Origin of the sequence: Flavobacterium sp. ABG (genome assembly GCF_001027725.1) — a bacterium.
GTDB lineage: Bacteria > Bacteroidota > Bacteroidia > Flavobacteriales > Flavobacteriaceae > Flavobacterium > Flavobacterium cupriresistens.
The window spans coordinates 107,335-121,060 of the sequence record NZ_LEKS01000004.1; the positions used below are offsets into that span (position 1 = coordinate 107,335).

The following is a 13,726-nucleotide window of genomic DNA, read 5'->3' on the forward strand; positions in this document are numbered from 1 at the left end:
TTACTTATTCAGATTCTTGATTTATTTTGTCAACCAGATATTCTTTGCCTACAATTTCCGAGCAGGTTACAACAGCTCCGATAGTCACCCCCAGTACACCATGCATATTGATGCTTTGACCTGTGAGATAAAGATTGTCTAATTTTGTTTTGGAGGCAATCAGGGTTTTCATCGGACTATTTGAATCTTTGACGTAACCGTACATATTGCCTTTATCACCGCCAATATAGTCGCGATAAGAAAGAGGCGTAGAAGTATGAACGGATTGGATACAGTCTTTGATTCCTGTAAATTTCTTTTCGATTTGATCTAAAAAAGCAGCAGCCTTTCGGGCTTTAAATTCTTCATAACTTTCGCCGCGATCCTTTTTGTCCACGATCGTATTATGGGTATCTACCCATGGCGAAACATCATCATATTTCATGTAAGTAATAAAAGTCATCCCGTCTGCCCATTCTTCTTCTTTTGCTGAGGCATTCATGGATGCCATATAGGCTTTTGGCCATGAATTTTCATCATACTCATGAGCGGTCCAGACTTCCTGGCTGTTCTTAAAATGATAATAATTATGGTTGATGTATTTGAAACTTTTTGGTTTGAAAACAATATAAAGACTAAAGGCAGAAATGACACCTTCCAGACTTTGAATCCTGCTGTAGAATGATTTTCTGAAATTTTCTTCCCCGACCATTTTCAAGGTAGTTTTCGGTTCAATGTTCGAAATAAAATAGGTACCCGAAACTTCCGTTCCGTCCTTCATTTTTACCGATGTGACCTTATTGTTTTCAACAGGAAAATGAATTACTTCCTTGTGTTTGTAAAATTCTCCACCGTGTTTTTTTAACTGTTTCAGTAGTTGCTTTGTAATCTGACTTCCACCATTAATACAGCGCCAGGAACTTTGGATATAGGAGTTTACCGAGAGCGCGTGCACATAAAAAGGAGATTTGTCTGCAATTCCGGCGTACAGAAAATTAGAACCACTCAAAACGGCTCTTAACTTTTCGTTTTGTGTAAATTCTTCTATAGTTGCCTTGGCATTTAGTTCTAAAATGGCATTGTCATATTTGCCTCCCCATTCCAGATTATAAAGCGGAAAAGAATCGCAGATTGTTCTTAGTTTATCGCAATAATTTTCAATGTTGGTTTTCTCTTCGGGGAAATAAGGTTCTAATTGTTTTACAAAATTATCATACCCTTGAGCATGTGGATATTCGTTTTGATCGTCTTCAAATGAGATCATATCAAAACCATTTTCATCCATTTTTTTTAATTTCAAATGGTCAATTATTCCTAGATATTTAAAATATTTGTGCAGATTTTGCCCTTCACTCAGGCCTCCGATATAATGAATTCCGGTATCAAAAATGGTTTTATCGCGTACAAAAGTTTGCAGATTTCCACCGTATTGATTGTTTTTTTCCAACACACAAACGCTATAGCCTTCTTTCGCCAGGATTATAGACGAAACTAAACCGCCTAAACCGCTTCCTACAATTACGACGTCGTAATGCTCTTTCATCCTAGTTTTTCTTTAATATAATTATGGAGTCTTTGTCTAAAACCGAATTAAAGCCAAAGTTAGTCAAAGTGTCTTTTAAATCGGAAGCATCAATTAAAATAACGACAGAAGTTGTAGCAACAATTTTCTCAAGGTCATTTTTATAGTTTTCGTCAGAAATTAAAACAGCATCGTATTGATTTTGTAAAGTCAGATCAAAATGGTCCAGATAAGTGATTTTTCTTTTTGAAACGATGTAATTGGTTTTTGCAACGGCCAATTTTTCTTCGTCTTTATTGTATGCATCTATTTTTCGTTGTGGCTCTTGTAGCGTCAACAAAACATCCAGTTGCCCATAATCGTTTGATAAATGCAATATTTTAGCCTTCGTCGAAAGATGTTGGTTCAGATTGTGATACGTTCCTAAGTTGGCCTTCAGATCGTTTTTTACACTGTTTACGATTTCAATTTCTTTGTAATCGTAACTGTGCAAAAGCATCTTTTTAAAATATTTCGGGCCTTCTAATTCTTGGCGGATTTTAGCAAATTTGTCTTTAAAATAAGCACCGATTTGTTTTGTTCTTTCGGTGTAATTTTTGCCAAACGAAAGATTATCAGGTGCAATTCTTTCCAGAATAGAAACGGTAAGTGTGGTGTCGTGAATTACAAAATCGCCTTTCGGAATGGCTTCTGAAGCACCATGAATCAAAACAGGAAGAATGTCTAAATTAAATGCTTCGGCAAGGTAAAAAGCACCTTTGTGAAAACGTTTAATCTGATTGCTTTCTGAGCGTGTTCCTTCGGGGAAAATCATTAACGAATAGCCTTCGTTTACTTTCTGACGGAGATGTTCAACACCGCCTTCGAGTCCTTCAGAAACCGGATAGAAGCCCGCTTTTCGAACGGTCGCACCAAAGATTGGCGAATTGTAAACCCAGTCATTTACTAAAAATATAATTTTTGGACTGAGCATTCCCACCAATAAAATATCAAGAAAAGAAGAATGATTGGCGATAATAATAGCCGGTTTTTCAAAATTTTCATTAAAGTTGTTAATGACTTTTTTATGAATATAAGGATTGGTATACAACACCGATTTCATAAATTTTGAAATCGCATATCGAAAGCCTTTCATTTTTGTTTTTTCGTTTAAGGGAATAATCGGCATCACGATTAAACTGAAAAGAGACATTAAAAGACCACCAAGTCCGTAGTAGGCGAAAGACAAAACACCGTGAACAAAACTGCGCAATTCAAAAGGAGCATTTCCTTTTTTAGGACGATTCGACAAAAACAGTTTGAACAGTATCGGATAAAAAATAAAGGTGATGATGAGTGCGGCAAAAACTCCAATTAGGGAGATAGACGAAATAGATCTAAGCGCAGGATGATGTGCAAAAATCATCGCACCAATTCCTAAAATAGTTGTGATTACTGCCAGAATAATGGAAGTTCTGTAGATGGCAATTTCGTTTTTTCCGGTTGTATATTCTTTTTGAAGCGCACTTGTCATGAAAATACTAAAATCGACTCCATGACCAAAAATCAGGGTACAGACTATCATACTGAAAATATTCAGCTGAATGCCAAAAATCCCCATAATTCCTGCGGTAACAATTCCCGTTAAAACAATCGGAATACAGCTTACGATGACCAATTCGATTCTTCTGAAAAAGAAGAATAAAATCAGAATTACAGCCACAAAAGAATAATTTACAAGGGAATTAAAATCAGTCTTTAAAGTGCTAAAGAATGTTTCGTTCATCTGTTGACGGTCAATTGCAATCAGGTCTTTTTGAGTTTCCGCTGCTTTTATAAAAGGATCACGTTGTTCGGGAGTTACTTTTACTAAGGTCGAAATGGTATAAAAGCCTTTCTTTTCTGTTACAAATTCATGCAATTGCAACGCCTGAATTTTTAGATAATCGGCGGGTGTAATGGGTTTGAAATTGTAATCTAAATGCTCAAAAAATGTCGCATAAGTTGTGGGTTTGAAACCTAATTTTGAACCTTCGGCAACTAATTCGGATTGCAGAAGTTGTTTTTTGTGGGTATCCCAAAACGAATTCCATTGATCGATTTTTTGCTTTTGAGCAGATTCTGAAAGCATAATACCACCAACAGAACTGAAATTTAGTATTTTCTGTTGCTGTTTTTCTTTAGCCAAATGAGCAAAAAGACGGCTGTTGTTTTGCAGCACTTCCTCCATACTTTTCCCGTACGAAGCAACATAAATGGTTTTTGAAGTCAGACTGGTGCTTTCCTCGAGGTCTTTTTCGGCCGCTTTTATTTCTTTTGGAACGAAATTTAATTGCGATAAGTCATTGTTGAAACCAACATCATTATAAGTAAAGCAGCAAACAATCGTAATGAGCACACAAAATCCGATTAAGAATTTATTATTGTGAAAGGAGAAATGAGCCAGTTTATCAATCACATTTTTCTTATGCTCAGGAGTATGCTCTTTTGGTTTGTACAAGTGCGGAACAATCAAAAGCGAGAAAAAAGCAGAAGACATTACAATCACGGCTGCAAAAATTCCCAAATCATTCAAGGCATCAGATTTTACAAAAAGCAAACACAAGAAGGCTACAGCAGTTGTTGAACTACTCATGATCACGGGCATGGTGATGTCTTTGTATAACGTTTTTACATCGCTGTTGTGTTTGTAATGCGTGAGGATATGAATAGAATAATCAATTGTGATTCCCAATAGGATAGAGCCAATTCCGAGGGAGATGGCCGAAATCTGGTCTTTTATAAAATACAGAAAAGCCACAGCAAAGAGACCTCCAAAAACCGTTGGCAGAAAAATAATTAACGGGATCAATATTTTTCGGTAAAACAAAATCAGAATCAACATCAAAGTGATCATTGCGATTGAGGTCGTTAGAATAATATCGCTTTTAATCTGATTGGCATTGGCAACCGCAATTAAAGCCGAACCAAAATAACGGATCGAAGTTTTGGTTTTGAATTTCTGATTTAGATGGTCCTGAATCGATTTAAGCTTGGCGGCAAAAAGGGTATTCTTTTCGGTTTCGCTCGATGGAAGATTAGAGGTGATAAAAAGCAATAATTTCTTTTTGTCTTTGGTCATGACAAAACCATTATTGAGGGTGAAATCATCTCCAACATTTAGTTGTTGTAATTTTTTTAAAGCAATAAAAGAAATTCCCAACGGATCCTGTAAAATAAAATCTTTGGTGACAAATCCTGAAGGCGAAATAATTGCTTTATAATTGCCCTGAACGGTTGCAGCAATACTGTCTTTTTGGAGCTTGTTTCCGATGGCGGCATAATCTTTAGTATCCAGAAAAAGTGGCAGATTTTGGTAAACAAAATCGATAGTTTCCTGAATGTTTTCTTCGTCAACTTTCCCTTGAATTCCGGTGATATAGGGTTTACAGGATACCGCAACACTGTCGGAAAAAGCAGTTGCCATTTGGGTTAAATCTTCTTCGGTTCCGTTTTTTTCGAGTTTGAAAATAACGGTAATTTTATCTGCAAAATTAAGCTGTTTAAGCACTTTTGCCGTAACATCAGATTTGTCGTTGGTTGGAATAATTTTGGTAATGTCTTCTTCAAATTTAATTTGAGAAGCAAAAAAGCCAAACACAAAAAGCATCGCAACAGCCAGTACAACCGATAGGGTTTTTCTTCGGTTTACAAATAAGTGAATGGCATAGAAATAGTGATGCATAATTATTTTTTTATTGTTTTTTTTGCCGCGAATTACTCGAATTGACACAAAATAATTCGTTTAATTTGTGAAATTCGTGGCGAATGATCAGAGATCTATAATCAATTTAATCCTTTTAATCTGTGGCAAACCTTTATTTGCTATTTATTTTTTTTAGAACTAAAAGCGGTCAAAAGTAAATAACTGATAAGACCAATTGAAAGCGCTAAAACGGATGCTAAAATAAGACTTCCGACAATATATTGTGTTGCATTTTTTTGAATATCATCAAACGTCACGGAACTGTCTAAAACCAAAGGCGTATCTGTGGACACAAAATAGCTGCCCATTTTTAATGATCCATAAATTACAAATGGAATAAAAGGAGGGAAACTCACATTGGATGACAAATAAGCAATGACTTTGTTGAGTTTAAAAAGAGTAGCAAAAAACAAAAGCAATACGGTTTGAAATCCCCAAAAAGGCGAAATTCCGATAAAAATGCCCAGTGCAATAGCAGCTGCTTTTTTGAAATTGGAATCACTGCTTTCTAAAATGTCTTCGAGAAAGAATCTTTTAAAACCTTTTTTTTTTGCTTTTCGAACAAAGTCCCGGGGCTTAATATACAAAAGGGCATGGAGAACTAAAACGGTATTTAAAATACTGATTCGGGTGAAATCTTTGAAAGGACGAAAGTGTGAAACCCGCTCCGCCGGATCGTATAAAATTTGAATTGGGATATTTTTCACCAAAATCCCTTTCCAGGCAGAGCGAACAATAACTTCAATTTCAAACTCAAATTTATTGGTATAATATTTTTTCGGGATGAGTCTTAACGGGTACAAACGGAAACCCGATTGTGTATCGTCGAGTTTAATTCCGGTTTCGAACCAAAACCAAAAGTTGGAGAATTTATTACCAAAGCTACTTTTTTTAGGCACATTTTCCTGTGTCATATTTCGGCTTCCGATCAATAAAGAATCGGGTTGCTTTTGAATTTCGGCAAGAAAATTTGGAATATCGGTAGCAAAATGCTGACCATCGGAATCAATAGTAATAGCATATTCAAAATTCAGTTCAATTGCTTTTTTGAAACCATTTCTCAAAGCCATCCCTTTTCCTGAATTTTTGGCGTGGTGAATTTGAGTTAACTGCGAATAGTCTTTTAATATAGTGCTGGTTTCATCAGTAGAACCGTCATTGATGATGATGATATTGGGAGTGAAATCCAAAACAGAATCTAAGACTTTTCTTAAAGTTTTGTGGTTGTTGTACGTGGGAACAAGCACACAAAAATGCGTCGAATTAATCAGGTCCTGCTGTGGTAAAGTAGGTTTCATGTGGGAGATTTTTCTTTGTTTACTTTACGAATTGCTTCTCTTTATCGGAGAAACTCTTAGATTGTAAAACAAAATCTTTTAGGTATTCTTTTAAAGCGGCATTTTGCTCGTTGTAATGGGTGGTAATATACTTTTTGTCTTCCTTAATGTTTTTTTTGTAACCTGTAATTCCCGGTACATTTTCCTGAATACTCAACCGAATCATTCGGATTTCAATATTGTTTGGTTCGCTTACAATGGTTGATTCCAGCAATTTTGCCCCTTCCTTGAAACGATTCATTTTTTCTTTCAGTTTTTTTTCAAATTTAGAATCCAATAAGATCGCAGCAGCTTTGTAGGCTACTAAGATTTTGTCGTCATTGTTTGAAACACCGGAGAGCTTTTCTACAAAACTTTTAGCATTAGCTTCTGATTTATTAACGTCAGGATAAGCTTTGCGAATGGAAGCTAAATCCGGATTACCGACAAAACTGAACCATAAAAGTAAGGAGAGTAAAAGTTTCATAATTATATTTTTTTATAAGTGTTGCTTAATTTTAAAGCAACAGTATCATTAAAATACGTAGTGTTTTTTACTTTAACCAACTGCTCTTCTGTAGTGGCAATATCCAATTCTAAACGTAATTCAGGAGTCGCTTCTGGATTGATAAGTGCCATGAATTTTACATTAGAAAGGGTTTGAATCATCAAAGAACTTGCAGTGATTGATTCTGTAAGTTCTTTGATAATCTGAATCATGCAGACACCAGGCATAATGGGGTTTCCCGGAAAATGACCTTTGAAAATTTCGTGTTTTTCATTGACCAAAATCGTGATATTGTATTTCGAATCGGATATTTTTTCCTCCGAAAGGATCTTGTAAAAATCTTTTAAAACCATAGTATCTATTTTCCGAATATATAAGAAACACCAAACTGAAAACTGTTATTTACATTGTATTCCCCTAACCAGTAATAATTATTGGAGTTGTTGGAATAATAACTGCTGTCCAATACGTCAAGAAAACCTTTTTTAAAACGGGCTTCAATTGTCAGACCTGAAGGGAAGCGATAAGCAACTCCGGAAATAAAAGAGATATCATTTCTATTTTTTGTGATTGCTAAATTATCCTCTACCAACACATCTAATGAGGGACCGAATTGGATTTGAATACCAGGTCCAAAAGTAAACTTATTAAGTAAACTTAACGACAGATAATCGAGTTTTAAATCCAGGCGTTCCTCTTTTTCTATTGAAGTACCTGCTTCAAAATAATTTCGGGCAACGTCATTTGAACCCTGTCTGGTATACGTGATTTCCGGTTGAAGCGCATAACGTTTGGTTAAATTAATTTCACCAAAACCACCAACATAAAAATCAGGTTTGTAATCACCATGCATTTCAGAAATGGAAGAAAGACTCAATCCTCCTCTTAAGCCGGGTTTAAAACTAACCTGAGCTTGTGTCTGTAGTATTGTAAAAAAAACAAACAGGAGGAAAACTATTTTTTTTTGACTCATCATTTTTTATTTTTTTCCAAAGGTATAAGTGGCACCAAATTGAAATACTAAATTGGTTGCATCTGAATAATTGTAGCTATAATAGTTGGTAAAAGAATTGGTAAGCCCTTTTTTGATTCTTCCTTCAAAGGAAATTCCATTTTTTAAACTGTATCCAAGACCTCCTACAATTCCTAAGTCAACATCCTCTCCTTTTTTAAAATCTCTTTCTCTGCTTTTAGGATTAACTTTAACATCATCGCCAACAAGAATATCAAAGTACGGACCTACTAACAAATAGAAATCGTTTGTTAAATTGAATTTATTAATGGTAACGGCAGAAAGATATTGCAAAGAAATATCGACACTACCTTCGTTATAAACTGTAGTGTATGTATTTGTTGACGGGTTATAAATGCTGGTATATCCCATTGGAACGTTACTTCCTTTAGCTCCTTGTCTGGAGTAGGTCAATTCCGGTTGTAAAGTGTACACTTTAGAAAGTTTTAAAGCTCCAAATGCTCCAATATAGAAATCAGTTTTGTTTCCAAAATCCGAATCTGTGAATTTTGAAATGTTTAGTCCGGCATGAACTCCGGGTCTGAACGTTACTTGTGCTTGCAGGTTTAGGGCTGTAAAAAAAAGGGCTATTGCAATTATTAGATTTCTGTTGTTCATTTGGTTTTTTATTTATTTTCTATTTGTGTTTTATTTGTTTTTATTTCATTTTGAAGGTGTAGCTAACACCAATCTGGAAAACCTGATTTAAGATGGCATCGTCATAACGGTTATTATTATTGTTGTTATTATATTGATATTCGTTATAACCATAAATGTCAATAAGACCCTGTTTAATTCTGGCTTCAAACGTTAATCCGTTTGGTAACGAATAACCAAATCCTCCAATAATAGAAAGATCAAAGTCAATCGGGTCAAATTCATTTTGTTTGAAATTATCACTTGTTTTGAAATCTGCAGAAGGACCACCTAAGATATGAAAACCACTTCCGTTAAAATGATATTTGGCAACAGCGCCAACCGAAAGATAATTTAATTCATAGTCTTTTTTATAACTTCTAATATATGGATTTTGAGGATCATAAGAAATTCCTTCAGAGCCTTGTCTGGAGTAGGTTAATTCGGGTTGAAGGGTAAAATATTTATTAAATTTTATAGCGACTAATGCACCTACATAAAAATCAGTTTTAAAGCTGGCATCTTCAATATTACTTAATGTTGAAAAATTTGTACCTGCGCGAAGCCCCGGGCTTACTTTTACTTGTGCTTGCGATGTTATAGTCGTGATAAATAATACTAAGGCGATGATTACCGTTTTTCTCATTTGTTTGAAATAGTGTTTGTTTTGATTTATTATTCTGATTTAAAGTAATTTAATTCAATTTTTAATTTAATATTCTGATGAATTATCTGAATTTTTTCAGCAAAAATATTGTTTTCTGAACTAAATGTCAGGGTTATTTTTTCTTTTGTTTTAGAGGCATGGACCACTTTCTCTAATTTTTGGTCTTTTTTAGAGAGAAACAAATAATTAAATCGTTTTCCATCTGCAGATTTGTAAATATTATCTGATTCGTTTTCAAATTGCTCCTGAATCTGGTATTCTTTTTTGAGCAGTAATCTGAAATCTTCTTTTAAAGTATTGATCAGGATTTTGCGATCTAATTCAGATACAATAGCATTGACTTTAAAAGTGGTTTCAGAAATTTCAAAATCCAATAATTTGTTGCCAAATTCTGTTGTAAAAACAACGCGATGCGTAGTGTCGTTTATTTTTTTGGCAATAAAAATTCCGCTCAGTTCATTTCCGTAAACCGTGATATTGGTTTTGTAAACGTAGTCTGTTTTTGAGTCTGAAAAATACGTTGCCTGGTAAGACGTTTTGTCTAATTTTTTTGGACTATACTTTTTTGAGACCGAGCTACAAGAAAGTATAGCAACCGCCAAAAAGCAATTAATTAGTAAAAATGGAATCGTCGATTTTTGCATTGATTACTTTATTTTTAAGTACAATTCGGGTATAGTCTTCAGAGGATTCCAGTAGTTTGACCTGAACAACTGTCGCTTCTTCTTTGTCGAAAGTAAGTTCGATTTGTTTGATGTATTTTTTCAAAGTGGCATCTTTCGGAATAAATTTCGCGATGTTTTGTCCTTTCGATTTGAAATAAGAAATGGAGAACTCTTTGTCATCAAACATATTTCCGCTTACACTTCCGATAATTAATTTATTGATGCGGCCAAAAATCTTGCTGTTTCCAATATCAACGGCACTTTTCTTTCCTTCGTCATTGATCAGGATTTTCCCGTTTTTAAAAACAATGCTGTAGTTGTAGGGTTTTTTGTATTGCCATTGTAATAAACCAGGTTCTTTAAAGTTCATTTTTCCTGAAGTTTCAATATCCTTCGATAAAAAATCCAGGTGTTTGTATTGAACAAAATCCGTGGTTAAGCTTTTGATTTTTTTGGAAACCACATTTACGTCCTGTTTAAAAGAAGCAATTTCGGAGTCCGTCATTTTTTGTTCCTGAGCAAACGCGATGTTGCCAATGTTTAACAGTAAAAGGAAAAGATATAGTTTAGCTTTCATACGCTTTAAGATTCAAAAGTTCTTCCGTTGAAATTACGGTATATTTATTTTGTTGCAGAAATTGCAAAAACTGTTCCAATACCAAAACAGAGTGGGGAGCAGTATCGTGCAAAAGTACGATTCCGCCGGGAGAAACACGTTTTATAATTCGATTGTAAATTAACTCCCGGTTTTTGGTACCACCATCGAGCGAGCGAATGTTCCAGCCAATTGCCTTATGTCCGGTTACTTGGAGTGCTCTTCGGATAGATGGAGTGGTTACGCCATAGGGTGGTCTGAAAAAGTTTATTTTTTTTGAAGTGAATTTTTCGAGCAACATATCTGTTCTCTGAATTTCTGCTGCAATTTTTTTTGCATTATAAAAATCAAAAAAGGGAGAATGACTATAGGAATGATTGGCTACCAGATGACCTTCGGCTATGATTTGTTGCAGGATTTCAGGATGCGTTTCTATGTTTTTTCCAATGCAGAAGAATGTTGCTTTTGCATTGTATTTTTTTAAAAGGGCTAAAATTTCTACGGTATAAGAACTTGGGCCATCGTCAAAAGTCAAAGCAATTTTTTTTGCTGTTTCGAGCGGATTATTGCAGTATGTTTTTACATGATATTTGGAAGAAATTCGGGAGGACTGAACGGCATTAATTCCCAACCAAATTAAAATAATCACTGGAAACCACCAGAAACTAATTGCCGTATAAAGATTCAGAAGAACCAGTAAAAGCAAGAGAAAGAGAAAGAAAAACGAGATGTTTTTGTGCGTTATCATTTGGATAGTAACGTAAAACTATGGTTTTTTCCGCTTAATTGATTGTATAATAAAATCGTATTGTAAACTGATTTTTCGACTGAATTTACTCTTATAATTTCAGGAATGTCCTGTAGTTGCAAAACTTTTGATGCCATCCATAAACCAAAGGCAGCAGCGGTATCGTATTCGCCACACAAATGTTTGTAATACAACTGAGGCGTATTTGAAAAGGCATTTTCAGCCAGTGTTTTATAATAAGAATCAAATTGCATATCCCCGTTAAAACCTAAAACGACTGCATCGACATCTGAAATTTCCAGATGATTTGCCTTTAGGAAAGCCGTTATTTCAGCTTCAATTTCGTTTTCAGCGATCGTGTTTTTAATTTCAACGTCGAGAATTTCAGCATAAGTATTGGCTTTTTTTTCATTTTCCAAAACAAAAAAACAGGCACCTTCACCATGAACAGCTCCGGTTGTTGTTGGCGTTAAAAGATTGAAAGGTTCATTGCTTTCTTGTTTAACACGTCCTGCCAGTTTGAAAAGAGACATGGTATAATCACCATTTTCATCGACACCACCTGTTAAAATAGAATTTGCTTCATTTTCTTCCAACTGCATTTTGGCATCTAAAAGAGCAGATTCAAAAGAAACAGCTCCGTTTACATAGGTAAAATTATAGCCTTTGCATTGGATTGTCAGAGCAATTTGAGCACCAACCGTATTGTGAGTAGATTGAATAAAAGAAGTAGGCGTTAAAAATTCCTCGTTATTATCAAGGATGTTTTTCAAGAATTTTTCTGAATCCTCAATGCAACCCAATCCAGTTCCGGTGATAATAGCATCGACATTTTCAACATGTGCATCCTTCATGGCGAGGGCCGAAGCTACAATTCCGTTTTTGACTCCTTTTGCCATTCTTCTGGCGGCAGCGGGAGAAATAAAGTCTTTGTAAACTGGGGAAACAACGTTAAGAACAGTGTCATTTTGATTGTACACTGCTTCTTCTAAAAAAACAGTATCAAATGTTTTTTGAGTCGAAATACAACTTATTCCGTTTATATAAGTTCTCTTTTTCATTTGTTTTTTGAAAATATAAGAGTGGAACAATTTCCTCCAAAACCAAAAGAATTAGAGAGAACGTGTTCTATATTTTTATTTTTTAAAGTTGTGTGCGGTTTCAAATCAAACTCTTCCATTGGAGTTTCAAAATTTAAGTTCGGATAAACGACACCATTTTGAATCGCTAAAACGCTATAAACCGCCTCAATAGCTGCTGCGGCTGCCAAAGTGTGTCCTGTGAATGGTTTCGTTGAACTAAAATCAGGCACATTTTCGTTTTCGTAAATTCGAAGTAAAGCTCTTCCTTCCGACAAATCATTGTTTGGAGTTGCCGTTCCGTGTACATTGATATAATCTATTTCGGAAGGTTTTAAACCTGAAACCTCAAATGCTTTTTTCATTGCCAAATAGGCACCATCTCCATTTTCTGAAGAAGCGGTTTGATGAAAGGCATCATTGGCATTGCCGTAACCGGAAACTCTGGCTAAGACTTTTTTATTTTGTTTGGCAACAATTTCGTCCGATTCTAAAATCAAATATGCGGCGGCTTCTCCCAAGTTCAGACCTTTACGATTGTTGTCAAAAGGTTTGTTGTAATCGTCAGATAAAATCATCAGGGTTTTAAAACCGTTGATGGTGAATTTTGCCAAAGCATCAGATCCGCCAACAATAACACGATCTAGTTTACCGCTTTTAATCAATCGGGCACCCAACATAATCGAGTTTGCAGCCGAGGAGCAGGCGGTGCTTATTGTGGTTACCATTCCTTTTAAGCCTAATTCTTCAGCGATTTTATCCGCTACATCGCCACCATCATGACAACTGATGTATTTGACCAGTTCGGGTTTTTCGAAGTAATCGTAATAATATTTCTCCGTCATGTCCATTCCGCCAACGCTGGTGGCCGAAATAAGGCCTGTTCTAAATTCGTTAATGGATGTAATTCCGGCATTTTCAACAGCTTGTTTGGCAGCAAAAGCACCAATCATAGCAGTTCTTGAAAAGTTATTATCAGCAGGAAGATTTAGTTCATCAATCAATTCCGAGTTGGTTTTCTTGATTTCTCCTACCTTATTAGTGTCGGCATGAACCGTCTTAATATACTCAACACGAGTAATGGCACATTTTTCACTTAATAATGAATTGAAATTTTCCTCAACTGAATTTCCAATCGAAGAGATAATTCCCATTCCTGTTATTGCAACACCTTTCATCTAATTTTAGATTTATGATTTTAGATTTTAGATTGAAACTATGAAAAAAGCATTCAGATGGTCTCTGAAGATTCTTTCAAGTTGTTTGATCTGCTGT

Annotated in this window: 13 protein-coding genes; all 13 read right to left on the minus strand. The window is 35.2% G+C overall.

What is annotated here, in order from left to right:
• Positions 1 to 4 precede the first annotated feature (4 nt).
• The 13 genes from AB674_RS05740 to AB674_RS05800 all read right to left on the minus strand — a co-directional run bounded on the left by AB674_RS05740 (position 5) and on the right by AB674_RS05800 (position 13,629).
• The gene (locus AB674_RS05740; protein WP_047774684.1) at positions 5 to 1,522 is read right to left on the minus strand and encodes a phytoene desaturase family protein; all 1,518 of its coding nucleotides are present in this window, start codon (positions 1,520 to 1,522) and stop codon (positions 5 to 7) included.
• A gap of 1 nt (position 1,523) precedes the next feature.
• Entirely contained in the window at positions 1,524 to 5,204 is a 3,681-nt protein-coding gene (locus AB674_RS05745; protein WP_047774686.1) for a 1-acyl-sn-glycerol-3-phosphate acyltransferase, read from the minus strand.
• 140 nt (positions 5,205 to 5,344) lie between these two features.
• On the minus strand, positions 5,345 to 6,523 hold the full coding sequence (locus tag AB674_RS05750; RefSeq protein WP_047774688.1) for a DUF2062 domain-containing protein: 1,179 nt from the start codon (positions 6,521 to 6,523) through the stop codon (positions 5,345 to 5,347).
• Between the two features lie 19 nt (positions 6,524 to 6,542).
• Positions 6,543 to 7,028 (minus strand): hypothetical protein, encoded by a 486-nt coding sequence (locus AB674_RS05755; RefSeq protein ID WP_047774690.1) that lies wholly within the window; start codon positions 7,026 to 7,028, stop codon positions 6,543 to 6,545.
• 2 nt (positions 7,029 to 7,030) lie between these two features.
• Positions 7,031 to 7,402, minus strand: a complete 372-nt coding sequence (locus AB674_RS05760) for a 3-hydroxyacyl-ACP dehydratase (RefSeq protein ID WP_047774694.1) — start codon at positions 7,400 to 7,402, stop codon at positions 7,031 to 7,033.
• Between the two features lie 5 nt (positions 7,403 to 7,407).
• On the minus strand, positions 7,408 to 8,025 hold the full coding sequence (locus AB674_RS05765; RefSeq protein ID WP_240478066.1) for an outer membrane beta-barrel protein: 618 nt from the start codon (positions 8,023 to 8,025) through the stop codon (positions 7,408 to 7,410).
• Positions 8,026 to 8,028: 3 nt separating this feature from the next.
• On the minus strand, positions 8,029 to 8,679 hold the full coding sequence (locus tag AB674_RS05770) for a porin family protein (protein ID WP_047774702.1): 651 nt from the start codon (positions 8,677 to 8,679) through the stop codon (positions 8,029 to 8,031).
• A 40-nt stretch (positions 8,680 to 8,719) separates the two neighbouring features.
• The gene (locus AB674_RS05775) at positions 8,720 to 9,343 is read right to left on the minus strand and encodes a porin family protein (protein ID WP_047774704.1); all 624 of its coding nucleotides are present in this window, start codon (positions 9,341 to 9,343) and stop codon (positions 8,720 to 8,722) included.
• A gap of 29 nt (positions 9,344 to 9,372) precedes the next feature.
• The gene (locus AB674_RS05780; protein WP_047774706.1) at positions 9,373 to 10,008 is read right to left on the minus strand and encodes a hypothetical protein; all 636 of its coding nucleotides are present in this window, start codon (positions 10,006 to 10,008) and stop codon (positions 9,373 to 9,375) included.
• Positions 9,974 to 10,606 carry an outer membrane lipoprotein carrier protein LolA gene (locus tag AB674_RS05785; RefSeq protein ID WP_047774708.1) on the minus strand — a complete coding sequence of 211 codons (633 nt, stop codon included), beginning with the start codon at positions 10,604 to 10,606 and terminating at the stop codon, positions 9,974 to 9,976. The genes AB674_RS05780 and AB674_RS05785 overlap by 35 nt, the downstream gene beginning before the upstream one ends.
• The gene (locus AB674_RS05790; RefSeq protein ID WP_047774710.1) at positions 10,596 to 11,372 is read right to left on the minus strand and encodes a polysaccharide deacetylase family protein; all 777 of its coding nucleotides are present in this window, start codon (positions 11,370 to 11,372) and stop codon (positions 10,596 to 10,598) included. The genes AB674_RS05785 and AB674_RS05790 overlap by 11 nt, the downstream gene beginning before the upstream one ends.
• Positions 11,369 to 12,433, minus strand: a complete 1,065-nt coding sequence (locus AB674_RS05795) for a beta-ketoacyl synthase N-terminal-like domain-containing protein (protein WP_047774712.1) — start codon at positions 12,431 to 12,433, stop codon at positions 11,369 to 11,371. Before AB674_RS05795 ends, AB674_RS05790 begins: the two co-directional genes overlap by 4 nt.
• Positions 12,430 to 13,629, minus strand: a complete 1,200-nt coding sequence (locus tag AB674_RS05800; protein ID WP_047774713.1) for a beta-ketoacyl-[acyl-carrier-protein] synthase family protein — start codon at positions 13,627 to 13,629, stop codon at positions 12,430 to 12,432. Before AB674_RS05800 ends, AB674_RS05795 begins: the two co-directional genes overlap by 4 nt.
• Between the last annotated feature and the right edge of the window lie 97 nt (positions 13,630 to 13,726).